This window comes from Cupriavidus nantongensis, from assembly GCF_001598055.1.
In the GTDB taxonomy this organism is placed as follows: domain Bacteria; phylum Pseudomonadota; class Gammaproteobacteria; order Burkholderiales; family Burkholderiaceae; genus Cupriavidus; species Cupriavidus nantongensis.
The window spans coordinates 1,900,265-1,923,954 of sequence record NZ_CP014845.1; the positions used below are offsets into that span (position 1 = coordinate 1,900,265).

Annotated in this window: 20 protein-coding genes; 12 read left to right on the forward strand and 8 right to left on the reverse strand. The window is 68.1% G+C overall.

Annotated features, from left to right (window positions below):
- Positions 1–128 precede the first annotated feature (128 nt).
- Positions 129–566: a universal stress protein gene (locus A2G96_RS29390; protein WP_062803651.1), complete on the forward strand. Its 438-nt coding sequence runs from the start codon at positions 129–131 to the stop codon at positions 564–566.
- Positions 567–658: 92 nt separating this feature from the next.
- The gene (locus A2G96_RS29395) at positions 659–1,315 is read left to right on the forward strand and encodes a peroxiredoxin (protein WP_062803652.1); all 657 of its coding nucleotides are present in this window, start codon (positions 659–661) and stop codon (positions 1,313–1,315) included.
- A 334-nt stretch (positions 1,316–1,649) separates the two neighbouring features.
- Here A2G96_RS29395 and A2G96_RS29400 read toward each other — a convergent pair whose 3' ends face one another.
- From A2G96_RS29400 to A2G96_RS29410, 3 genes are all read right to left on the reverse strand, one after another.
- Complete coding sequence (locus A2G96_RS29400) at positions 1,650–2,633, reverse strand: chemotaxis protein (RefSeq protein ID WP_062803653.1); 984 nt, start codon at positions 2,631–2,633, stop codon at positions 1,650–1,652.
- A gap of 142 nt (positions 2,634–2,775) precedes the next feature.
- Complete coding sequence (locus tag A2G96_RS29405) at positions 2,776–3,036, reverse strand: MoaD/ThiS family protein (RefSeq protein WP_062803654.1); 261 nt, start codon at positions 3,034–3,036, stop codon at positions 2,776–2,778.
- 41 nt (positions 3,037–3,077) lie between these two features.
- Positions 3,078–4,235 carry a WD40/YVTN/BNR-like repeat-containing protein gene (locus A2G96_RS29410; protein WP_062803655.1) on the reverse strand — a complete coding sequence of 386 codons (1,158 nt, stop codon included), beginning with the start codon at positions 4,233–4,235 and terminating at the stop codon, positions 3,078–3,080.
- A 580-nt stretch (positions 4,236–4,815) separates the two neighbouring features.
- Here A2G96_RS29410 and A2G96_RS29415 point away from each other — a divergent pair.
- On the forward strand, positions 4,816–5,439 hold the full coding sequence (locus A2G96_RS29415; RefSeq protein ID WP_062803656.1) for a hypothetical protein: 624 nt from the start codon (positions 4,816–4,818) through the stop codon (positions 5,437–5,439).
- A 15-nt stretch (positions 5,440–5,454) separates the two neighbouring features.
- Here A2G96_RS29415 and A2G96_RS29420 read toward each other — a convergent pair whose 3' ends face one another.
- Entirely contained in the window at positions 5,455–5,664 is a 210-nt protein-coding gene (locus A2G96_RS29420) for a hypothetical protein (protein ID WP_062803657.1), read from the reverse strand.
- A 465-nt stretch (positions 5,665–6,129) separates the two neighbouring features.
- On the opposite strand from A2G96_RS29420, the gene A2G96_RS29425 reads away from it, so the two are divergent.
- Positions 6,130–7,542 carry an NCS2 family permease gene (locus tag A2G96_RS29425; RefSeq protein ID WP_062803658.1) on the forward strand — a complete coding sequence of 471 codons (1,413 nt, stop codon included), beginning with the start codon at positions 6,130–6,132 and terminating at the stop codon, positions 7,540–7,542.
- A 127-nt stretch (positions 7,543–7,669) separates the two neighbouring features.
- On the opposite strand, the gene A2G96_RS29430 is transcribed toward A2G96_RS29425, so the two are convergent.
- The gene (locus tag A2G96_RS29430; RefSeq protein WP_062803659.1) at positions 7,670–8,080 is read right to left on the reverse strand and encodes a VOC family protein; all 411 of its coding nucleotides are present in this window, start codon (positions 8,078–8,080) and stop codon (positions 7,670–7,672) included.
- A gap of 327 nt (positions 8,081–8,407) precedes the next feature.
- Here A2G96_RS29430 and A2G96_RS29435 point away from each other — a divergent pair, with 327 nt between their 5' ends.
- Positions 8,408–8,716, forward strand: a complete 309-nt coding sequence (locus A2G96_RS29435; RefSeq protein WP_062803660.1) for an H-NS histone family protein — start codon at positions 8,408–8,410, stop codon at positions 8,714–8,716.
- Positions 8,717–8,803: 87 nt separating this feature from the next.
- Here A2G96_RS29435 and A2G96_RS29440 read toward each other — a convergent pair whose 3' ends face one another.
- Complete coding sequence (locus tag A2G96_RS29440; RefSeq protein WP_062804204.1) at positions 8,804–9,337, reverse strand: hypothetical protein; 534 nt, start codon at positions 9,335–9,337, stop codon at positions 8,804–8,806.
- Between the two features lie 547 nt (positions 9,338–9,884).
- On the opposite strand from A2G96_RS29440, the gene A2G96_RS29445 reads away from it, so the two are divergent.
- Positions 9,885–10,919, forward strand: a complete 1,035-nt coding sequence (locus A2G96_RS29445; RefSeq protein ID WP_231909692.1) for an AraC family transcriptional regulator — start codon at positions 9,885–9,887, stop codon at positions 10,917–10,919.
- Between the two features lie 13 nt (positions 10,920–10,932).
- On the opposite strand, the gene A2G96_RS29450 is transcribed toward A2G96_RS29445, so the two are convergent.
- On the reverse strand, positions 10,933–11,853 hold the full coding sequence (locus tag A2G96_RS29450; protein ID WP_062803662.1) for a LysR family transcriptional regulator: 921 nt from the start codon (positions 11,851–11,853) through the stop codon (positions 10,933–10,935).
- Positions 11,854–11,959: 106 nt separating this feature from the next.
- Here A2G96_RS29450 and A2G96_RS29455 point away from each other — a divergent pair, with 106 nt between their 5' ends.
- On the forward strand, positions 11,960–13,189 hold the full coding sequence (locus A2G96_RS29455) for an MFS transporter (RefSeq protein WP_062804205.1): 1,230 nt from the start codon (positions 11,960–11,962) through the stop codon (positions 13,187–13,189).
- A 35-nt stretch (positions 13,190–13,224) separates the two neighbouring features.
- Here A2G96_RS29455 and A2G96_RS29460 read toward each other — a convergent pair whose 3' ends face one another.
- Positions 13,225–14,451 (reverse strand): NnrS family protein, encoded by a 1,227-nt coding sequence (locus A2G96_RS29460; RefSeq protein ID WP_062803663.1) that lies wholly within the window; start codon positions 14,449–14,451, stop codon positions 13,225–13,227.
- Positions 14,452–14,684: 233 nt separating this feature from the next.
- Here A2G96_RS29460 and A2G96_RS29465 point away from each other — a divergent pair, with 233 nt between their 5' ends.
- From A2G96_RS29465 to narJ, 5 genes are all read left to right on the forward strand, one after another.
- Positions 14,685–15,965: an MFS transporter gene (locus tag A2G96_RS29465; RefSeq protein WP_062803664.1), complete on the forward strand. Its 1,281-nt coding sequence runs from the start codon at positions 14,685–14,687 to the stop codon at positions 15,963–15,965.
- A 56-nt stretch (positions 15,966–16,021) separates the two neighbouring features.
- On the forward strand, positions 16,022–17,407 hold the full coding sequence (locus A2G96_RS29470; protein WP_062803665.1) for a NarK family nitrate/nitrite MFS transporter: 1,386 nt from the start codon (positions 16,022–16,024) through the stop codon (positions 17,405–17,407).
- A gap of 189 nt (positions 17,408–17,596) precedes the next feature.
- A complete protein-coding gene (locus tag A2G96_RS29475; RefSeq protein ID WP_062803666.1) occupies positions 17,597–21,343 on the forward strand; it encodes a nitrate reductase subunit alpha in 3,747 nt (1,248 codons plus the stop codon).
- 1 nt (position 21,344) lies between these two features.
- Positions 21,345–22,895 (forward strand): nitrate reductase subunit beta, encoded by a 1,551-nt coding sequence (narH, locus tag A2G96_RS29480; protein WP_062803667.1) that lies wholly within the window; start codon positions 21,345–21,347, stop codon positions 22,893–22,895.
- A gap of 27 nt (positions 22,896–22,922) precedes the next feature.
- On the forward strand, positions 22,923–23,588 hold the full coding sequence (narJ, locus tag A2G96_RS29485; RefSeq protein ID WP_062803668.1) for a nitrate reductase molybdenum cofactor assembly chaperone: 666 nt from the start codon (positions 22,923–22,925) through the stop codon (positions 23,586–23,588).
- The last annotated feature ends 102 nt before the right edge of the window (positions 23,589–23,690 follow it).

Genomic DNA, 23,690 nt, shown 5'->3' on the forward strand with positions numbered 1-23,690 from the left:
CGGCGGCGTCGGGATCGCCCGGTGCCCTGTTCCTTATGCCGCGCAATTCCTATACTGGATTGGCTCGCCCGCCGGTGCGCGGACAGCGCCAGGCTGGCGCGGTATCTCTCTGCAAGCGGAGGCTCATCATGTACAGGCACCTGCTAGTACCGACCGACGGCTCCGCGCGCGCCGATGCCATGGTGGGCCGCGCGATGGCATTCGCCAGCCGCATCGGCGCCCGCGTGACCGGGCTGCATGTGCTTCCCGAGTACCACGTGCTGACCTACCGGCTCACCAGCCTGCAAGACACCAAGGGCAACTTCACGGCCGAGGCCGCGCGCCACGCCGACACCTTCCTGGCCGCGCTCAGTCAGACCGCGGCGCAGGCCGGCGTGCCTTGCGACACCGTCACCGCCACCGACGACCATCCGTGGCAGGCCATCATCGCGTGCGCGCAGCAGCGCGAGTGCGACCTGATCGTGATGTCGTCGCATGGCAAGCGCGGGCTGCAGGCCCTGCTGATCGGCAGCGAGACACACAAGGTGCTGACCCACAGCACGATCCCGGTGCTGGTGTTCCGCTAGCGGCGGAGCGATGGCGGGATAGCGGACATTAGCGGGCAACCGTGCGCGGCAACGCGCGATTCCAAACCAAGCCAACTGCAAGGAGCGCAACCATGGCGATTCGACTGGGCGAGCAAGCCCCTGATTTCACCGCAGACACCACGGAAGGCCAGATCAGCTTCCATGAGTGGATCGGCGACGGCTGGGCCATCCTGTTCTCGCATCCCAAGGACTTCACGCCGGTGTGCACCACCGAGCTGGGCTATATGGCCCGGCTCAAGCCCGAGTTCGACAAGCGCAATACCAAGATCATCGGACTGAGCATCGATCCGGTGGGCGACCACCAGCGCTGGGTCAAGGACATCGAGGAAACGCAGGGCTGTACCGTCAACTACCCGATGATCGGCGATGCCGACCTGAAGGTTGCCAAGCTCTACGACATGATCCACCCCGAGGCCAGCGGCAGCGGCCCGCGCACAGCAGTGGACAACGCCACCATCCGCTCGGTGTTCATCATCGGCCCGGACAAGAAGGTGAAGGCGATGCTGGTGTACCCGATGAGCGCGGGACGCAATTTCGACGAGGTGCTGCGGCTGCTGGATTCGCTGCAGCTCAACGCCAAGCACACCGTGGCCACGCCGGTGAACTGGAAGCCGGGTGAGGACGTCATCATCCCGACCTCGGTCTCGGACGAGGAAGCCAGCAAGAAATACCCGCAAGGCTTCAAGACGCTCAAGCCCTACCTGCGCACGGTGGCACAACCCAAGTAGCGCAGCGGCAAAGGACAGGCGAGAACAGGGGGAGCGAGGAGCGGCGGCACCAGGGAGCGCGGCGGCGCGGGAGCCCGCGCCAGGCCGCGGTCGGGGCATCCCGGCCGGCATCGCGTGATGCCGGCCGGGAGCGCACCGGCGGCCCCGACATGTCCACAAAAAATATCCACAGGAACAGTGGATATCCCCCCTCTTGACAACCGCGAAGGGCGCGCCCGCCTTGGAACGCGCTGGAGTGCCCGTTTTATAGGCAACCAGCCGGCGTACGGGAATGGTTGCGGGCGCTTGCATTTTGTGCCTCCCGCTCCAGCCCCGTGGCGTCGTGCCTAATGGGTCAGCACCGCGGGGTCAGCACCGCGCGGATGGTGTCGGCCAGTTCCTTGGCGACAAACTTGGCCACGTAGGCGTCGGCCCCCACCTTGCGCACATGCTCTTCGCTGGCCTCGCCCGACAGTGACGAGTGAATCACCACCGGCAGCGACTTCAGCCGGCTGTCGGCCTTGATCTTGCGCGTCAGCGTAAAGCCGTCCATCTCGGGCATCTCCAGGTCGGTCAGCACCAGCGCGACGTCGTCCTGGAGCGCTCGGCCCTGGCTGGCGGCCTCGGCCGCGATGCGGTCCAGCAGTTCCCACGCCTCCTTGCCCGACTTGGTCATCACCACCGGCGCGCCCAGCGCCTTCAGGCCCTGCTCGATCAGGCCGCGCGCCAGCGCGGAGTCGTCGGCGGCGATCACTTTGGCGCCGGGGCGCAGCTGCAGCTGCGGCCCGACCTCGCCCGGATCGACGTCAGGCTGGCGCGTCGGCAGCACGTCGCGCAGGATCTGCTCGACGTCGAGCACCTGCACCAGGCGCGCCCCTTCGGCACCGTTCTCGCCCCCATCCGCGCCGCCTTCGAGCTTGGCGATGCTGGTCACATGGCCGGTGCGCACGCTGGCCTCGGCCGAATGCACCTGGTTCCATTCCAGCCGCACGATCTCTTCGACGGCTTCGACCGCGAAGCCCTGGGTCGAGCGCGCGTATTCCGTCACCAGCAGGATGCCCAGGCCGCTGCGCGGCTTGCAGCCTACCAGCCGCGGCAGGTCGATCACCGGGATCACCTGGCCGCGGATATCCGCCATGCCCAGGATCGACGGGTCGGCGCCGACCACGGTCGTCACCGGCGGCATCACCAGGATCTCGCGCACCTTGAAGACGTTGATGCCGAACAGCTCAGACTGGCCGGAATGTTCCGCCTCGCCGAGCCGGAACAGCAGCAGCTCGAACTGGTTGTTGTTGGTGAGGTTAGTCCGTTCGTCGATGTCCCTCATGGAACTGCTCATGCGTCGCTCCCGTGCCGTGCGTGTGGTGTGTTGCCGCCATCGTTGTCATCTGCCTGCGGCCGCGGCGGATGGCGCACGGCAGGGTTCATGACTGGATATCGGCCAGGGGCACGGGGAGTTGAGCGGCGCCGCGGCCGGGGGGCTAGCCCCCGGCCAGCGCCTGCAGGATATGGACCTCGTCGGTCTCCTGCAGCGGCGCATCGAGCCGCATCAGCTGGGTGCGGTTGACGAAGATGCGGATATACGGCCGCAGCTTGCCCTGCTCGTCGACGATGCGAAAACGCATGCCGGGAAACTGGCGCTCGAGGTCGTCGAGCAGCTCGGCAATGCTGGCGCCGCGGGCCTCGACATATTCGCGCTGTCCGGTATAGGAGAACAGCGGCGTGGCGATACGGACCTGCATGGTGAGTCCTCCGGCGCGGTGGCAGGCGCGGTGGCTGGCCTTCAGGCCGGACGCGCCACGCTGACCGCGTAGATCTGCGGCAGATTGCGGGCAATGCATTGCCAGGCCTCGCCTTCATCGGCGCTGGCCCACAGCTCGCCGCCGGTGGTGCCGAAGTACACGCCCACCGGATCATGGCCGTCGGTGGCCATGGCCTGCCGCTTGACCGTGAACCAGCCTTGCTCGGCGGGCAGGCCGCGGTCCTGCCGCTGCCAGGTCTCGCCGCCGTCGCGCGTGACATAGGCGGCGGGCCGGCCGCCCGGGCTGACGCGGGGCCACACATCGCTGCCATCCATCGGGAACACCCATACCGTGCGCGGGTCGCGGCGGTGGGCGACGATCGGGAAGCCGATGTCGCCGACTTCCGCCGGCATCGCCTCGCCGATCCGCTTCCACACGCTCTCGCGGCGGTCCATCCGGTAGATGCCGCAATGGTTTTGCTGGTACAGGATGTCCGGGTTGGCGGGATGCTGCAGCATGCAGTGCGGGTCCTGGCCGTATTCCGGGTTGGGGTCGGGCAGGAAGTTGGCGATGCTGCCGCGGTTCAGCGGCTTCCAGTCGGCGCCGGCGTCGGTGCTTTCGAACACGCCGCCGCTGGACATGCCGATATACAGGTGGCGCGCATCGCGCGGATCGACCAGCACGGAATGCAGCTTGGGACCGTCGGGGGTGCCGTCCTGCTCGCCGCCGGTCCAGGTGCGCCACATCGGATGGTCGTTGAAGCCGCGCACCGGCTCCCAGGTCGCGCCATGGTCGGCACTGCGGAACAGGCCCTGCGGCGAGGTGCCGGCGTACCAGGTGCCGGGTTCGCTGGCATGGCCGGGGGTGAGCCAGAACACGTGGTCGACCACGCGGCCGGTCTCGCCTTCGGGCACCTTGTCGAACGCGGGCGGGCGCGCCGCCTCGGTCCAGTTGCGGCCGCCGTCGGTGGAGCGGAACACGGTCGGGCCCAGATGGCCGGTGCGGGCCGCCATCAGCACGCGCGACGGCTCGCGCGGGTCCTGCACGATATGGTGGATGGTATGGCCGAGGAAGGTCGGGCCGTCGATCTGCCAGCTGCGGCGCGCGGCGTCGCTGGTCAGGAACCAGGCACCCTTGGTGGTGGCGACCAGCAGCCGGACCGGGCCGGTATCCGTTTCGGGGGTGGGGGAAGTCGTCATCTTGGCTCCTGCAAGAAGGCCGGGTGAACGATGTTTCCGAGTCTAGTACATGTAGACAGTGTTCACAATGAACGATGACGACGGCCCGTGCGGGTCCGTTCGCCGCCACTCGGGCGCGCCGCAAGTAAAACGAAGTTCAACGCGGAAGCCGGCAACTTGGCTGGACATTCCCGACGAAGTGTGGCATAAGCAATGTTCCTCCGCACCCTTGCGTCCCCCAGCCCCCATGCCTTGTTTCGCCCGTTTCGCCACCCTGAACCGCCCGGCCCAGCCGGCGGCAGGCGTGCGCGTACGCGGGGCGCAGCATGGCATTGCCCCTGACCTGGCCAGGCACTTCCCCGCCTGCAACCCGGTCCGCCGCGCCGTGCTTTTCCTGGCCGTGCGGGCAGCTCGGGGCGCCACCCTCCAGCCCTGAGCTTTCCCGCACGGCCCATGTCGCGGATGCCATCCGGCACCCGCTCGATCATGCAGCCAGGAGAAAGCCAGACATGACACCGCTCTACCGCCACACCTTTTGCGCCATGGTGGCGCTCGCCGCCCTCTACCTGCTCCTCAATTCCTGAGCCGGTGGGAGACTGCCATGGCGAATTTCCATGCCCTGCGCCTGCCGGCGCCGGCGCTGCCGCGCGCGCTCGGACTGCGCATCGACGTTGAACTGGCCCCCGCCGAGATCGAGCGCGAACTCGACGACCTGCACGGCCGCATCGGCCGGCCCGGCGACCGCCTCCATGCGATGCCCGCGCTGCCGGCGGGTGCGCCCGGCCTGCGCCTGCGCTACCGCGAGGCGGACGGCGAGTACTACGTGTATGTGGAGGACGTGATGCAGCGCCGGCTGGCCGGTTATACCGTCTTCAACCGGCTGATCGAGGTCGGCCGGCGGGCCGATCCGTGGGTGCGGGCGCCGCATAGCAAGTTTGCGCCCGCTTACCAGCGCCGCGGCCTGGCGCGGGCGCTCTATCGCTGGGCGCTGGACGGCGGGCTATGCCTGCTGAGCGGCGCGCGGCAGTCCGCGGGGGCCCACGCGCTATGGCAGGCGCTGGCCCCCGACTACGCCATGGGCTATGTGGATTTGCGCAGCAAGACGCTGACGTGGCTGGGCGATGCCGTCGATGCCGCCACGCGCGACGGGTTGCATACGCGCATGCTGCTGCTCGGGCGCGGCTGGACGCTGGAGGCGTTCATGGCCCGCACCGGCATGTACTGACGCAGCGCGCTGGCGTTACAGCCATTGGATCGGCGCGGCCTCGCGGGCATTGGCCGCGTACAGCGTCCAGCCTTGCGCGAAGTAGGCGCGCACGCGCGCGGCCAGCGACTGGCCGTTGCCCATGCGGGCGTAACAGGCGACATCGCGCGCCGGCTCGGCCGCGGCGGGCCTGGCAGCCTTGGACTGGACGGGCTGGCGATAAAGGGTGTCGGCGAGAGCTTGCATGGCGATTCTTCCTTTCCGGTGGGAAACAGGTCTGGTGTCTCGCGAAGCACTTCTAGCCGGGATTCGGCCCGGATCGCGAGACGATTCAGGGTTATCCCTAGTATAGAGAAGTCGACCGCCAGGCATCCGGGTCATTCCCTATAGGCCGTATATGGATCGCCTGATAACGGTAGCCGCCGAAAACGCCACCTGGAGCGGCCTCGCGCTCCAGAGATAATCAGAGATCACATTCGATATTCTCCGTCGCACATGCCGCGCATTGAGCGCCGGTGATGATGGCCGGCGCCGCCTCACCTAGCCTTCAGCCTTGCCCGGATCACGCCCACAGAAGGCACCGACAAGCGGCACACCGATAACAGCGGGGTTGGCCAGGATTCCGCCTCCAGCCCAGACCAGAACCACGTGAGACCGCCTGACGACGTTCCGCACGACGGACGTTGCAGCGCCCGCAAGGAGACAGCCATCATGATCGAACAACCGTATCCGTCGTCCGCGGCGGAGGCCGATCCCGCACGCCCGCAAGCCCACCCAGCCGCCCATGTTCCGGAAGTCAAAGGCCGGCTCGACGCGTTCTTCGAGATCACCGCGCGCGGCAGCACCCAGCGCCAGGAAGTGGTGGCCGGCGTCACCACCTTCATGGCGATGGTCTACGCCGTCTTCGTCGTGCCCGGCATGCTGGGCAAGGCCGGCTTCGACACCAGCGCGGTCTTTGTCGCGGTGTGCCTGACCACGGCCTTCGGCTCGCTGCTGATGGGCCTGTGGGCCAAGCTGCCGATCGCTATCGGCTGCGCCATCTCGCTGACCGCGTTCATGGCCTTCGGCCTGGTGCTGGGCCAGGGCCTGTCGCCGGCGGTCGCGCTTGGCGCGGTGTTCCTGATGGGCCTGATCTTCACCGCGATCTCGGTCACCGGCGTGCGCAGCTGGATCCTGCGCAACCTGCCCGCCGGCGTCGCGCACGGGACCGGCATCGGCATCGGCCTGTTCCTGCTGCTGATCGCCTCGAATGAGGTCGGGCTGGTGGTCAAGAACACGCATGCCGGCCTGCCGGTGGCGCTGGGCAAGATCACTTCGTTCCCGGTGGTGATGTCGGTGCTGGGCCTGGCCGCGATCTTCGGGCTCGAGCGCCGCAAGGTGCCGGGCGGGATCCTGCTGGTGATCATCGCGATCTCGGCGCTGGGCCTGGCCTTCGATCCGGCGGTGAAGTTCACCGGCGTGTTTGCGCTGCCGTCGCTGAGCGCACCGGGCCACGAGTCGCTGATCGGCGCCATGGACGTGCGCGGCGCGCTGACCGCCGCGGTGCTGCCGAGCGTGCTGGCACTGGTGATGACCGCGGTGTTCGACGCCACCGGCACCATCCGCGCCGTCGCCGGACAGGCCGGGCAGCTCAATGCCGCCGGCCATATCCACAACGGCGGGCGCGCGCTGACCGCGGACTCGGTCAGCTCGATCTTCTCGGGTATGTTCGGCGGCGCCCCGGCCGCGGCCTATATCGAGTCGACCGTCGGCGTCGCCGCCGGCGCCAAGACCGGCCTGACCGCGGTGGTGGTAGGCCTGCTGTTCGTGGCGGTGATGTTCTTCTCGCCGCTGGCCGCGCTGGTGCCGTCGTACGCCACCGCGCCCGCGCTGATGTACGTCGGCCTGCTGATGCTGTCGAGCGTCAGCCGCCTGCATATGGACGACCTGGTCGATGCACTGGCCGGCCTGGTCTGCGCCGTGTTCATCGTGCTGACCTGCAATATCGTCACCGGCATCATGCTCGGCTTCTGCACGCTGGTGGTCGGCCGCATCGTCGCCGGCGAATGGCGCAAGCTCAATCTCGGCACCGTGGCGATCGCGGTGGTGCTGGCGGCGTTCTACGCCGGCGGCTGGGCGATCTGACGCCACCCTGCATGACCGCGTCCCGGACCCTGCCCGGACGCTGACAACCTGATGTCTCCTCCACCGCGATCCAGGTGGATTTCAAGCCCGGGCTTCCTGCTTTCCCGGGCTGTTTTTTTTGGCGCCTTTACTGCGATGCCTGCAGCGCCGCCATATCCATGTACGCGAGTTCCCAGACATGGCCATCCAGGTCCTGGAAGCCATGGCCGTACATAAAGCCCAGGTCCATTGGCGGCTTGTAGGTATTGCCGCCCGCCAGCACCGCGGCATTGACCATTTCATCGACGCGGGCCCGGCTTTCCATCGACAGGCAAACCAGCACTTCGGTGGCTTTGCGCGCATCGCAGATGTCATTGGGCGAGAACGTGCGGAACTTGGCTTCTGTGAGCAGCATCACAAAAATGTTCTCGCCGACGATCATGCAGGTGCCGGTATCGTCGGTAAATTGCGGATTGAAGGAAAAACCCAGCTGGGTAAAGAAGGCAATCGACTTTTGCAGGTCGCGCACAGGCAAATTGACAAAGATCTGCTGACTCATAGGGGGCTCCGGTAGTCGTGAGGTGGCACTGCGCGGGGCGCAGACAAACAGTCTAGGCGCTAAAGCCGGGCACCGCGCGCATTTCGATCGGCCCTGAATGGGGGCAAGAAAATGGAAATCCGGCACAGCAAAACCATCATTGGCCGGGGCAATGCCGAAGCCATGGTTGCGGCAATGGTGCCCGTATTGGGCATGGCAATGATGCCGACAAAGGCCGCGACAATCTGTCCGTGCAATCTGCGTTATTTTTTGTAAAATTTTTTCAGGTGCCCGGTCACCTGAATTTCTAGTACCATGCAGCGGCCTAATTGCAGAAAGGGGATATAAATGGCGACATACAAGCAACTCCTGGCTGAGAAGGAAGCGCTGGAAGCCAAGCTCAATGAAGTGCGCGCAACCGAAGTCGCGGGCGTGATCGAAAAAATCCGTGAACTGATGACCGAATATGGCCTGACCGCGGAAGACATCCTGCCCCGGCGCAAGCGTGGCCGCCCCGCCGGCAGCAGCGCGCGCAAGCCTGCCGCCGCCCTGCCCCCGAAGTACATGGACCCCAAGACCGGCAAGACCTGGTCGGGCCGCGGCCGTGCGCCGGCCTGGCTGGGCAAGCGCCCGGAGCGCTTCCTGATCGAGCAGTAAGCCAGTCCTGCCGCCGGGGCTCAGCGGGCCGATCCGGTTGCCCGCTGCCCCGCAAACCCGTCCGCAGCCGGGGGGCCCGGACGGGTCTTACAACGCCTGGCAGACATAATCCTTGCGCAGCGCCCTGAACCCCTGCTGCGTTGGCTCGGCCGTCAGGCGCGCGCCGCCGTCGGCCAGCGGCTGCAGGCGCAGGATCCGCGCCGAACACTGGCTGGCGGTCTCGTCGCGCTGGTAGCGGATCTCATACTGGGCGCCGGCCACCGGCACGAACGACACGCCGGCGGCGCAGCGCATCTCGGGCAGCGGCGGCGCGGCCGCCGAAGTCACCGCCACATAGAGGCGCCGGCCCGCCTCCACCAACCGTTCACGCGTGCGCGCGGCCGGCTCGGGCGAACGCCCGGCCATGTCGAGGCTGCGCTCCCTTCCCATCGCCGACAACTGCCTGCCCATCCCCGCCAGCACCAGCGGCCGGGCCGGGTCCGGGCATCTGGCCGGATCGACGACGGTGAACGAGGTGTTTTCATCGGTGCTGGTCACCAGCCGCACGCTGGCGGACGGCGCACCGGCAGGCACCCGGTATTGCGCCACGCATCCCGACAGCGCCACGGCGGCAGCAAGCATCGGCAACACGGCAAGGCGGGGCGGAAAGGCGGACGACCGGTCATGGCGCATGGCGGCGGGCAGGTTGAGTCGTGAAGGGGTATGCCGGGTTTAGCGAGCGTTGACGGCAGGATGACGCAAGATGAGGCAGGGATGGTGCCGGACAGGCGCCGGACAAGCGCCCCGCCATGCCGTCGAACCGGCCCAGCATACCCGCTTCCGACGCCTGCCGGCAGCCGCACAAACCCATGTTGAAAACTCCGACGTGATATCCACAGAATCTGTGGATATCCTGGCGTGCCCTGTCCGAAAACCCCGGTCTGTGCGCCACCGCACCGGACTGCCCAAAATTTAGGCAACGGGTTGCAGCGGCCCGCCAGGCCAGCAGCGGCGCGGGCCTCCCCGTCGCCTGGCATCCAGGGAAGCCTCCGCGAGCGTCCGTTAAGCTGCCTGGCACACATTTCCGGCCGCCCCGCGCCCTTGAAGGGGCCATCGTCACCGCGTAATCTCTTTCGTACCGGGGGCTGCACTGGCGCACTTGCGCCACCTTGCCAGCCAGAAAACGACGATGCCACAACAAGAGCCTATCCAGGCCGGGCCGTTGCCTCGTGACCTGCTGCACGCGCTGCGTGAAGGCGGTTACGACGTATCGGCACTTGCGCCTGCCCCGGAATCCGATACCGACTCCGACCCGTTCGACCATCAACCCGCCGCGCATGCGGCCGACCCGCAACAGGCCATCCACCTGCTGCTGGCCGTCTATCACGCCACCGGCGACCCCGCCATCGGCTTGTGGCTTGGCAGCCGGATGCCGCCCGACCTGCTCGGCCTGGCCGGCCTGCCGGCCATGGCCGGCCCGTCATTGGGCACGGCGTTGCGGCGCATCGCGCGCTACCAGAAGCTGCTCGCCGGCGACCGCGTCGAGCTGCGCCGCCAGGGCGACGAGGCCTGGGTCTGCATCCGCCCGAGCGATCCCGAGGCGCCCGACAGCCGGCCGCGCATCGACATGGAGCTGTGCTCGCTGCTGGCCTTCGGCCGGCGCTTCACGCGCAAGCCGCTGCATCCGCTGCGGGTCTCGCTGCGCATCGGCCGGCCCGCCTGGCACTTGCGCTATACCGAGGCCTTCGACTGCCCGGTGCGCTTTGGCGAGCCCGAAGACGCGATCGTGTTCGGCCGCCGCGACCTGGCGCTGCGGCTGATGGCGCGCGACCGCTCCAGCCCCGCGGCGCCGCCCGCCAGCCGCGACCTGCGGCCGGCCGCGGCCTCGCTCTACGATGTGCGCAGCGCCCTGCAGCAGCTTGCCGGCGACCGCGCCCTGAGCCTGGCCGCGGTGGCGCGCCACCTCGACATCAGCGAGCGCACGCTGCAGCGCCGGCTGATGGCGGCCGGCACCAGCTTCCGCACGCTGTGCGAAGACGCGCGGCGCGAGCTGGCCGGCCACTACCTGAGCGAAGGCGCGCTGTCGCTGGGCGAGATCGCGTTCCGGCTCGGCTTCGACGATGCCAACTCGTTCTTCCGCGCGTTCCGCCGCTGGACCGGCATGACGCCGGGCGACTACCGGCGCCACGCCGCGCCCGCGCCGCAGCCGCAGCCGCCGGCATAGCCGGGGGCCAGGCTCACCCGCCGCGGAATTGCTCCCACGGCGGGTTGTCGCCAAAGCGCTCGGCCAGAAAATCGACGAAGGCGCGCACCCGCGGCGGCACCAGCCGCCGCTGCGGCATCACTGCGTAGATGCCGGTGTCGGCCAGCGGGTAATCGGGCAGCACCTGCACCAGCCGGCCGGCCCGCAGGTCGGCGCAGACATGCCAGGCCGAATGCAGCGCGATGCCGAAGCCGGCCAGCGCGGCGTCGGACAGCAGCTCGCCGGTATTGGCCTCGATCCGGCCGCGCACGCGCACGGCAATCTCGCCGCCGGCACCATCGCCCAGCCGCCATACATCCTGCCGCCCCTGGCTGCCGACCAGCACCAGGCAATCGTGCCGCGCCAGGTCCTGCGGCGTGCGCGGCGTGCCGCGCCGGCGCAGGTAGTCGGGCGATGCGCACAGCAGCCGCCGGTTGTTGGCGAGCCGGCGCGCGACCAGCGCCGAGTCGTCGAGCGCGCCGATCCGGATCGCCAGGTCGAAGCCCGCGCTGACCAGGTCCAGCACGTGGTCGCTCAGGTTGACGCTGAGCGATACCCCCGGATGCCGCACCAGGAATTCCGGCAGCAGCGGCGAGACGTAAAGCCGCCCGAACGACGACGACGTCGTCACCCGCAAGGTCCCCGTGATGCCGGAGCCGGCCTGCCGCAGCGACGCCCCCAGCGCCTCCAGGTCGTCCACCAGCGCGCGCCCCTGCTCGGCCAGCACCGCGCCCTCCGGAGTAGCGTGCAGCCGCCGCGTGGTGCGATGCAGCAGGCGCACGCCCAGCTCGCGTTCCAGCCGCTGCAGGCGCTGGCTGGCCACCGCAACCGACAGATCCAGGCTGCGCGCCGCCGCGCTGATCGAGCCAAGGTCGAGCACGCGCAGAAACAGGCCGATATCACCGATCCGGTCCATGATTCTCAATATTTTGTTGAAACTGATTATGGATCATGCCGGTTTTTAGTGAAGCCGCAAAGGGCCAGACTGCGGGCTTCGTCCTCCCTTGCGCCCCTTTCCGACCATGGCTTCCTCCCCTTCCACCCTTGCCGCGCCCGCCCGGGCCCGGCTGCCGATGGCGTTGTACGCGCTGACGGCCGGCTCGTTCGGCATCGGCTGCGCCGAATTCGTGATCATGGGCCTGCTGCTGCAGGTCGCCGCCGACCTGCAGGTGACCATCGCCGCCGCCGGTATGCTGGTGTCCGGCTACGCGCTCGGCGTGTTCGCCGGCGCGCCGGTACTGACGCTGCTGACGCGCCGCATGCCGCGCAAGGCAGTGCTGCTGGCGCTGATGGTGATCTATACCGTCGGCAACGCCGCCTGCGCGATGGCGCCCGACTACACCACGCTGATGATCGCGCGCGTGCTGACCTCGCTCACGCATGGCACCTTCTTCGGCGTCGGCGCCGTGGTCGCGACCGGGCTGGTGCCGGAAGACCGCCGCGCCTCGGCGATTTCGGTGATGTTCTCGGGCCTGACCCTGGCCACGCTGCTGGGCATGCCCGCGGGCGCCTGGCTGGGCCTGCACCTGGGCTGGCGCTCGACCTTCTGGGCCATGACGCTGGTCGGGCTGCTGTCGCTGGCGGTGATTGCGCTGCTGGTGCAGAAGAGCCAGGACCACGGCGCGCGCGTGGCGCTGCGCGACGAGCTGGCCACCATCGGCCGCCCGCAGGTGCTGCTGGGGCTATTGATGACGGTGCTGCAGTCGATGGGGATCTTCGCCGTGATCACCTACGTGCAGCCGCTGCTGACGCGCGTGTCCGGCTATGGCGAGGCGGCGGTATCGCCGATCCTGCTGCTGTTCGGCGCCGGCATGATCGTCGGCAACGTGCTGGGCGGCCGCTTTGCCGACCGCGCCCCGACGCGCGCCGTGCTGGCTACGCTCGCGGCGCTGACGCTGGTGCTGGCGGCGATGACGCTGGCCATCCACAGCCAGGTGCTGGTGGTGGCCTTCGTCGGCATCCTCGGCGTCGCGGCCTTTGCCACGGTGTCGCCGCTGCAGTTGCGCGTACTGCGCCACGCCCACGGCGCCGGCGAGAACCTGGCCTCGAGCTTCAATATCGCCGCGTTCAACCTGGGCAATGGCCTGGGCGCATGGATGGGCGGCGTGGTGGTCGATCACGGCCCGGGGCTGACGGCACTGCCCTGGGTGGCGGCACTGGCGCCGATGGCGGCGCTGGCGGTGGCGTGGCTGAGCGTGAAGCTGGAGCAAGGCACGCGCGCCCGCGCGCCGATGGCGCAGGCCTGCCCCTGAGCGCCCGCGCGATTATTCCTCGCACCCGGCGCGCTTCAGCCCGGCTTGCCGTCCACCCGCGGACGCGCCAGCCGCGGCGCATACGCCAGCGCATAGAGCCCGAAGCCCGTCACCCAGCACGCGCCCGCGCCCCACACCCAGTGCAGGTAGCCGGCGGGCCAGGCCATCGGCCCGAACACGCGCAACAGCGCCGCCGCGGCCACCAGCCAGTACGCCGCGGTCTCGGCGCGGCCGGCCACCAGCATGCGGCCGGTGTGGCCCAGCGCGGTGCGGGTGATCATGGCGATGATCGCGACGCCGAGCACACCCACGGTGAATGCGTGCGTCGCCAGCCCGGACATCACCAGTCCCAGCGCACCGAGCGCCTGCAGCAGCAACGCCAGCGGCAGCCACGCGTAGGCCAGGTGCAGCACCCACAGGATCGGCCGGTTGCCGACCGCATAACCGCGCCACCCCGCCACGCGCGCGCCCAGCACCAGCGCGGCCAGCAGCGACAACGCCGCCACCAGCCATGCGGGCACGGGCAGCAGCCCGGCAGCCAGCCCGAGCACCGCAGCGGGAATCACCAGCCGATCCACCTGCCGGTACTGGCGCAGCCGGAAGCCGGGAATCGCATTGGTGGTGAACATCGGAATCACGCGTCCGCCGATCACCACCACGAACAGCGTCACCAGCGCCACGCCGGCGCGGCAGGCCAGCAGCGCGCCGGCGTCATGGCCGCGCGCCTGCAGCCACAGGCTGGCGATATCGGCCAGCGCCAGCAGCCATAGCGCGAGCGCCAGCGGATAGTTGCGGCGATTGCCGCCGCGCACCAGGGTGCGGGTGAAGGCCAGCGCCGCCAGCGGCAGGAACGCGGCTTCGACCACAAAGGCCGTAGTACCGGGCACCACCCACAGGCCCACGCGTCCGGCCAGCCACAGCCCGAACAGCACGGCCAGCGCCGCGCCGGTCGGCGTGGGCTGCCCGGTCCAGGCACGTCCCGCCGTGAACAGGAATCCCACCACGATGGCCGCGGCAAAGCCGAACACCATCTCGTGCGCATGCCAGAACATTGCCGGCAGCACCGGAGCCGGCGCCAGCGCGTGCACGCCTGCCAGCATGGCCGACCACGCCGCGATCGACAGCGCGGCAAACACCGCGCCGCCCAGATAGAACGGCCGGAAGCCCAGCGCGAACAGGGCAAAGCCACGTGGCGGCGGCCCCGCTGGGGCTTTGCCGGAGGGCGGCATGCGCCGCGCGGGAAGGATGGGAATGGTGTCCATGTCTGGAACGGAAATGAGGATGCGGCGCGGGGTGCGCCGCGACGGCGCCTGACGCTGCGCCGCATGTCGTCCCCACGATAGCACCGCCGCCGCGCCGGCGACCTCCCCCGGTAGAACTACTTCCAAAGGCAGTCAGCGCCCGCGCCTGCGCTGTGCTGCCGGCGAATAGGCAGCACCAGCGCCCGCCCCTACTCTGGCATCACCCCCGCCAAAGTTGACACAGGAGCATGGCCATGGCCACCCAATCCCGCGCGCCGGAGCCGATCCCGCCCGGCGCCGCAATGACACTGGCGTCCAGTACTTTTGCCTTCACCATCTGTTTTGCCGTGTGGATGCTGTTCGCGGTCCTCGGCATCCCACTCAAGCAACAGCTCGGCCTGAACGACACCGAATTCGGCCTGCTCGCCGCCACCCCGGTGCTGAGCGGCTCGCTGATCCGCGTGCCGCTGGGGCTGTGGACCGACCGCTTCGGCGGCCGCATCGTGTTCTTCGTGCTGATGCTGGCCACAGTGATCCCGATCTGGCTGATCTCGTATGCGACCACGCTGTGGCAGCTGCTGGTGCTGGGGCTGTTCGTCGGCCTGGCGGGCGGCTCGTTCTCGGTCGGCACGCCCTACGTCGCGCGCTGGTTCCCGCGCTCGCGCCAGGGGCTGGCGATGGGCATCTTCGGCGCCGGCAACTCGGGCGCGGCGCTGACCAAGTTCGTCGCGCCGGCGCTGATCCTGGCGGCCGGCACCTGGTCCATCGTGCCGCGCGTGTATTCGGTGGCGATGCTGGCCACCGCGCTGCTGTTCTGGGTGTTCTCGCGCAGCGATTCCGCGCACGTGGTCAAGTCCAGCGTCGGCTGGCGCGAGCAGCTGGCGGTGATGCGCGACCCGCGCGTGTGGCGCTACTCGCAGTACTACTCGGTGGTGTTCGGCGGCTATGTCGGCCTGTCGCTGTGGATGACCAAGTACTACATCGGCGAATACGGCTTCGACATCAAGGTGGCGGCCTTCCTCGCCGCCTGCTTCTCGCTGCCCGGCGGCGTGCTGCGCGCGATCGGCGGCTGGATCTCGGACCGCTACGGCGCGCACCGCACCACCTGGTGGGTGATGTGGGTGAGCTGGGTCGGCTTCTTCCTGCTCAGCTATCCGCAGACCGATTTCATCATCCAGACCACCAGCGGCCCGCAGGCCTTCCGCATCGCGCTGACGCCCACGCTCTTCACCATCCTGCTGTTCGTGGTCGGCATCGCCTTCGCCATCGGCAAGGCCTCGGTGTTCAAGTTCATCTCCAACGACTTCACCCACAACATCGGCGCGGTTTCCGGCGTGGTGGGCCTGGCCGGCGGCCTGGGCGGTTTCGTGCTGCCGATCCTGTTCGGCATGCTGGCCGACCTGACCGGCATCCGCAGCAGCTGCTTCATGCTGATGTACGGCACCGTGTGCGTGAGCCTGGTGTGGATGCACTACAGCCACCGCGCCGAACGCCGGCGCAAGGAGCAGGCCGTCGGCCTGACCCAGCCGGCCTGATGCGGCCCTGACCCACCCGCGCGCCTCCGCGCATTCTTCATCAAGGCACACTGATCATGACTTCATCCGTACTGACCCGCTGGGAGCCCGAGAACGCGGCGTTCTGGCAAAGCGAGGGCGAGCGCATCGCCTACCGCAACCTGTGGATCTCGATCCCGGCGCTGATGCTGGCATTCGTGGTCTGGATGCTGTGGAGCGTGGTCGCGGTCAACCTCGACCGCGCCGGCTTCCAGTTCACCAAGAACCAGCTGTTCTGGCTGACCGCGCTGCCGGCACTGTCGGGCGCCACGCTGCGCATCTTCTACTCGTTCCTGGTGCCGGTGTTCGGCGGGCGCCGCTTCACCGCGATCTCCACCGCGCTGCTGCTGATCCCCGCGCTGGGCATGGGCTTCGCGCTGCGCGACCCGTCCACCGGCTATCCCACGCTGCTGGTGCTGGCGCTGCTGTGCGGGCTGGGCGGCGCCAACTTCAGCTCGTCGATGGCCAATATCAGCTTCTTCTTCCCCAAGGCGAAGAAGGGGCTGGCCACCGGGCTCAATGCCGGCATCGGCAACCTGGGCGTGTCGGTGGTGCAGTTCGTCACGCCGCTGGTGGTATCGCTGGCGGTGTTCGGCGCGCTCGGCGGCGAGCCGCAGCAATACCAGGCCAACGGCGCCATGCATAACCTGTGGCTGCAGAACGCGGGCTTTATCTGGGTGCCGTTCATCGTGGTATCGGCGCTGGCCGCGTGGTTCGGCATGCATGACATCGCCGACGCCAAGGCTTCGTTCGCCGACCAGGCCGTGATCTTCAAGCGCAAGCACAACTGGCTGATGTGCTGGCTCTACGTCGGCACCTTCGGTTCGTTCATCGGCTTCTCGGCCGGGCTGGCGCTGCTGACCAAGTCGCAATTCCCGGGTGTGAACCCCACCGCCTACGCCTTCCTGGGGCCGCTGGTCGGTGCGCTGACGCGGCCCGTGGGCGGCTGGATCTCCGACAAGCTCGGCGGCGCGCGTGTCACGCTGTGGACCTTCGTCGGCATGATCGCGGCGGTGTTCGCGGTGCTGGCGGCGCTGCCGCACGACGGCGCCGGCGGCAACTTCACCTGGTTCCTGGCGGCCTTTATCGCGCTGTTTGCGCTGACCGGCATCGGCAACGGCTCGACCTTCCGCATGATCCCGGTGATCTTCCTGACCGAGCGCCAGCGCGCCGCGAAGGGCAAGGGCGACGCCGCGCAGCGCCAGGCGCTGCAGGACGCCGGCAAGGAATCGGCCGCGGTGCTGGGCTTCTCCGGCGCGATCGGCGCCTACGGCGGCTTCTTTATCCCCAAGAGCTTCGGCACCTCGCTGGAACTGACCGGCGCCCCCGACGCCGCGCTGTATTGCTTTATCGCCTTCTACGTCAGTTGCGTGCTGGTGACGTGGTGGTACTACGCGCGCCGCAACGCCCCCATGCCCTGCTGAACGCCTTGCCGGCCGGCCTAGTTCTTCCGGACTAGGCCCGCGCCGGACACCTCCCCCGATCGCCATCCGGCGGCTGTTCCACCAGCGAATTGGCCGCCGCCCCGCTCCCCCATAAGCTCGAGGTATCCCTGCAAATGCTCCCGGGCAACCGTCGGAGCCCCGCAGAATAGCCTCGCGGAGAACAAGCAAATGAGTCATTTCCTGGATCGACTGAAGTTCATGTCGCGCGTCAAGTCCACCTATGCGGACGGCCACGGCGCGGTGGTGAACGAAGACCGCAAGTGGGAAGACGGCTACCGCAGCCGCTGGCAGCACGACAAGATCGTGCGCTCCACCCACGGCGTGAACTGCACCGGTTCGTGCTCCTGGAAGGTCTACGTCAAGAACGGCCTGATCACCTGGGAAACGCAGCAGACCGACTACCCGCGCACGCGCCCGGACCTGCCCAACCATGAGCCGCGCGGCTGCCCGCGCGGCGCCTCGTACAGCTGGTACGTCTACTCCGCGCAGCGCGTCAAGTACCCGATGATCCGCGGACGGCTGATGGAGATGTGGCGCGAGGCGCGCAAGACCATGGACCCGATCGCGGCCTGGGAATCGATCAGCCAGGACCCGCAGAAGGCGGCGCGCTACAAGAGCGTGCGCGGCCAGGGCGGCTTCGTGCGCGCCGACTGGAACACCGCCACCGAGATGATCGCCGCGGCCAACGCCTTCACCGTGAAGAAGTTCGGCCCCGACCGCGTGATCGGCTTCTCGCCGATCCCGGCGATGTCGATGGTGTCGTACGCCGCCGGCGCGCGCTACCTGAGCCTGCTCGGCGGCGCCTGCCTGTCGTTCTACGACTGGTACTGCGACCTGCCGCCGGCCAGCCCGCAGATCTGGGGCGAGCAGACCGACGTGCCCGAATCGGCCGACTGGTACAACTCCACCTACCTGATGGTGTGGGGCTCCAACGTGCCGCAGACGCGCACGCCCGACGCGCACTTCTACACCGAGGTGCGCTACAAGGGCACCAAGACCGTCGCGGTCTCGTCCGACTTCGGCGAGATGGTCAAGTTCGGCGATATCTGGCTGGCGCCGAAGCAAGGCACCGATGCCGCGCTGGCGATGGCGATGGGCCATGTGGTGCTCAAGGAATTCCACGCCAGCGGCAAGTCCGCGTACTTCCGCGACTATGTGAAGCAGTACACCGACATGCCGATGCTGGTGCTGCTGCGCGAGCATGGCGACACGCTGGTGCCCGACCACTTCCTGCGCGCCTCGCACCTGGCCGACAACCTAGGCGAAGCCAACCATCCGGAATGGAAGACGCTGCTGGTCGACGACGCCACCGGCGCGATCGTCGCGCCCAACGGCTCGATCGGCTTCCGCTGGGGCGAGGCCGCGCACAACGGCGGTGAGAAGGTGGGCCGCTGGAACCTGGAACTGAAGGACGGCGGCAGCGGCCGCGCGGTCGAACCGCGCCTGTCGCTGCTCGGCCATGGCGACGAAGTGGTCGAGGTCGGCTTCCCCTACTTCGGCGGCGAACACGACGAGCTGCTGCGCCGCCGCGTGCCGGCGCGCCGCATCACGCTGGCCGACGGCAGCAGCGCACTGGTGGCGACCGTCTATGACCTGCAGATGGCCAACTATGGCGTCGACCAGGGCCTGGGCGGCCCCAACGTGGCGGCGTCGTATGAAGACGATGTGCCCTATACCCCGGCCTGGCAGGAGAAGCACACCTCGGTGCCGGCGCGACTGGTGGTTCAGGTAGCGCGCGAGTTTGCCGACAATGCCGACCGCACGCAAGGCAAGAGCATGGTGATCGTCGGCGCCGCGCTGAACCACTGGTACCACAACGACATGATCTACCGCGGCATCATCAACCTGCTGATGATGTGCGGCTGCATCGGCAAGAGCGGCGGCGGCTGGGCCCACTACGTCGGCCAGGAAAAGCTGCGCCCGCAGTTCGGCTGGGCCCCGCTGGCCTTCGGCCTGGACTGGTCGCGCCCGCCGCGCCAGATGAACGGCACCTCGTTCTTCTACAACCACACCAGCCAGTGGCGCCACGAGAAGCTGGCCGTCGACGAGATCCTGTCGCCGACCGCCGACCGCAAGCGCTACGACGGCCTGTCGCTGCTGGACCTGAATGCGAAGTCCGAGCGCATGGGCTGGCTGCCGTCGGCACCTCAACTCGGCGCCAACCCGCTCGACGTGGTCGATGCGGCCGAGCAGGCCGGCAAGGATCCGGTGGCCTACACCGTCGAGCAACTGAAGTCGGGCGCGCTGCAGTTTGCCTGCGACGATCCCGACAACCCGGCCAACTTCCCGCGCAATATGTTCGTGTGGCGCTCCAACATCCTGGGCAGCTCGGGCAAGGGGCATGAGTATTTCCTGAAGTACCTGCTCGGCACGCAGAACGCCGTGTTCGGCGACGAGAACGACGCCATCACGCCGAGCGAAGTCAACGTGCGCCCGGCCGCCGAAGGCAAGCTCGACCTGCTGACCGTGCTCGACTTCCGCATGAGCACCACCTGCCTGTACGGCGACATCGTGCTGCCGACGGCAACGTGGTACGAGAAGGACGACCTCAACACGTCCGACATGCATCCGTTCATCCACCCGCTGTCCGAAGCCGTGCAGCCGCTGTGGGAAAGCAAGACCGACTGGGAGATCTACAAGGCCATCGCGAAGAAGTTCAGCGAGATCGCCGGCCCTTACCTGGGCACGCGCAAGGACCTGGTCTGCACACCGCTGCTGCACGACACCCCGGGCGAACTGGGCCAGCCGTTCGAGCCGAAGGACTGGAAGGCCGGCGAGTGCGACCTGATCCCCGGCAAGACCGCCCCGTCGATGACGGTGGTCGAGCGCAACTACGCCGACATCTACAAGAAGTTCACCTCGATCGGCCCGCTGCTCGACAAGCTCGGCAACGGCGGCAAGGGCATCAACTGGAACACCCGGCACGAGGTCAAGGAAATCGGCGACCTGAGCCACACGGTGGCGGAACCGGGCGTGAGCCAGGGCCGCCCGAAGCTGGAAACGGCAATCGACGCCGCCGAGATGATCCTGACCTTCGCGCCGGAAACCAATGGCCACGTCGCCGTCAAGGCCTGGGAAGCGCTGTCGAAGATCACCGGCCGCGACCACACCCACCTGGCCAAAGGGCGCGAGCACGACAAGATCCGCTTCCGCGACGTGCAGGCGCAGCCGCGCAAGATCATCTCCGCGCCGACGTGGTCGGGGCTGGAATCGGAAGAAGTCAGCTACAACGCCGGCTACACCAACGTGCACGAGCTGATCCCCTGGCGCACGCTGACCGGCCGCCAGCAGTTCTGGCAGGACCATCGCTGGATGCTGGACTTCGGCGAGGGCGCGTGCGTGTACAAGCCGGCCATCGACACCAAGACCGTGGCGCCGATGCTGGGCAAGAAGCCCAACGGCAACCCGGAGCTGGTGCTGAACTGGATCACGCCGCACCAGAAGTGGGGCATCCACTCCACCTACTCCGACAACCTGCGCATGCTGACGCTGTCGCGCGGCGGCCCGCACGTATGGATCTCGGAAGCCGAGGCCAAGGCCAACGGCATCCGCGACAACGACTGGGTCGAGGTGTTCAACGTCAACGGCACGCTGACCGCGCGCGTGGTGGTATCGCAGCGCGTGCCCAAGGGCATGTGCCTGATGTACCACGCCCAGGAAAAGATCGTGAACGTGCCGGGTGCCGAGACCAGCGGCATGCGCGGCGGCATCCATAACTCGGTCACGCGCGCGGTGACCAAGCCCACTCACATGATCGGCGGCTACGCGCAGCTGGCCTACGGCTTCAACTACTACGGCACCGTCGGCAGCAACCGCGACGAGTTCGTGATCCTGCGCAAGATGAAGAAGGTCGACTGGCTGGAAGGGCCGCTCGTGGAAAAGAACGCGAAGTTGAGTGAAAAGGAAGGAGCCTGACATGAAGATCCGCGCCCAGGTAGCCATGGTGCTGAACCTCGACAAGTGCATCGGCTGCCATACCTGCTCCGTCACCTGCAAGAACGTCTGGACCAGCCGCGACGGGGTCGAGTACGCGTGGTTCAACAACGTCGAGACCAAGCCCGGCATCGGCTATCCCAAGGAATGGGAGAACCAGGACAAGTGGCAGGGCGGCTGGCGCCGCAACGCCGACGGCACGCTCGAGCCGCGCCAGGGCGGCAAGCTGAAGATCCTGGCGAACCTGTTCGCCAATCCCAACCTGCCGGCGATCGACGAATACTACGAGCCCTTCACCTACGACTACGAGCACCTGCAGAAGGCGCCGCTGTCGCAGACCCCGCCCACCGCGCGCCCGGTCTCGGTACTGACCGGCCGCAAGATGGAAAAGATCGAGTGGGGCCCGAACTGGGAAGACGACCTCGGCGGCGAGTTCAGTTCGCGCGGCCGCGACAAGCTGTTCGACGACGTGCAGAAGGAGATGTACTCGACCTTCGAGAACACCTTCATGATGTACCTGCCGCGCCTGTGCGAACACTGCCTGAACCCGGCCTGCGTGGCCTCGTGCCCGTCGGGCTCGATCTACAAGCGCGAGGACGACGGCATCGTGCTGGTCGATCAGGACAAGTGCCGCGGCTGGCGCATGTGCATCTCGGGCTGCCCGTACAAGAAGATCTATTTCAACTGGCAGAGCGGCAAGGCCGAGAAATGCCTGTTCTGCTATCCGCGCATCGAGGCCGGCCAGCCCACGGTCTGCTCCGAGACCTGCGTCGGCCGTATCCGCTACCTCGGCGTGATGCTGTACGACGCCGATCGCATCGAGCAGGCCGCGTCGGTGCCCGACGAGCGCGACCTGTACCAGTCGCAGCTCGACGTGTTCCTCGACCCGCATGATCCCGAGGTGCAGGCCGAGGCGCTGCGCCAGGGCATCCCGCAAAGCTGGCTCGATGCCGCGCGCAAGTCGCCGGTCTACAAGATGGCGTGCGAGTGGAAGGTCGCGTTCCCGCTGCACCCGGAATACCGCACGCTGCCGATGGTCTGGTACATCCCGCCGCTGTCGCCGATCCAGTCGGCGGCCGAAGCCGGCCACATGGGCATGAACGGCATCATCCCCGACGTCAAGAGCCTGCGCATCCCGGTCAGGTACCTGGCCAACCTGCTGACCGCGGGCGACGTGATGCCGGTGCTGTCGGCGCTGGACCGCATGCTGGCGATGCGCGCCTACAAGCGCTCGCAGGTGGTGGACGGCGTACAGGACCTCGACGTGCTGAAACAGGTGGGCCTGACGCCCGCGCAGGTCGAGGACATGTACCAGACCATGGCGATCGCCAACTACGAGGACCGCTTCGTGATCCCGTCCTCGCACAAGGAGATGGTCGAGGACAGCTTCAACGACAAGGCCAGCTGCGGCTTTACCTTCGGCAACGGCTGCTCGGGCGGCACCTCGGACGGCGCGCTGTTCGGCAAGAAGCCGCAGGGCAGCGTGCATTTCGTCGACATGCCGAAGTCGCGCAAGAAGGCCGTGATGAGCTGAACGCCAGCGAACGAACCGGAGAACGACATGCCCCTCTATCCCATCCTGAGCGCGCTGCTCGGCTATCCCGAGCAGGAACTGCTCGACGCGCTGTCCGAGATCGACGCCGCGCTGGCCGAATGGCCGCAGGCGCGCGAGTTGCTGGCGCCGGTGACCGACCTGCTGCGCAGCGAGACGCTGATCACGCTGCAGGAAAACTATGTCGCCACCTTCGACCGCAACCCGGCGCACTCGCTGCACCTGTTCGAGCACGTGCACGGCGAAAGCCGCGACCGCGGCCAGGCCATGGTCGACTTGATCGACGAGTACCGGCGCGCGGGCTTCGAGCCCGCGGCGTCCGAGCTGCCCGACTACGTGCCGCTGTTCCTGGAGTTCCTCGGCGCGCTCGCGGCCGACGGTAACGAGGCGCGCGCCGAACAGCTGCTGGGCGAGGCCATCCACGTGCTGGCCGCGATCGGCGACCGGCTCGCGCGCAACCAGAGCCCCTACGCCGGCGTGTTCGCAGTGCTGCGCACGCTCACCGACGTGCAGCCGCAACCGCAGCAGGAGCCGCCGGTGCGCGACATGGACGAGGCGCTGGAAACCTTCGGCCCCGGCGCCGACGGCGTGGAGCCGCTGCTGGCCCCGCACACCGGGCCGCAGGCGGTGAAGTTCTATCCGCGCGGCACGGCACCAGCGCCTGCTGCTTGCTGACATGCCTGCGCGAGCCGATTGTGTTCTCCCCTCTTCCGCAGGCGGGAGAGAGGCGGGGGTGAGGGCGGGAGCTTCAACGAAGCGCCGGTGCTTAAACCACCC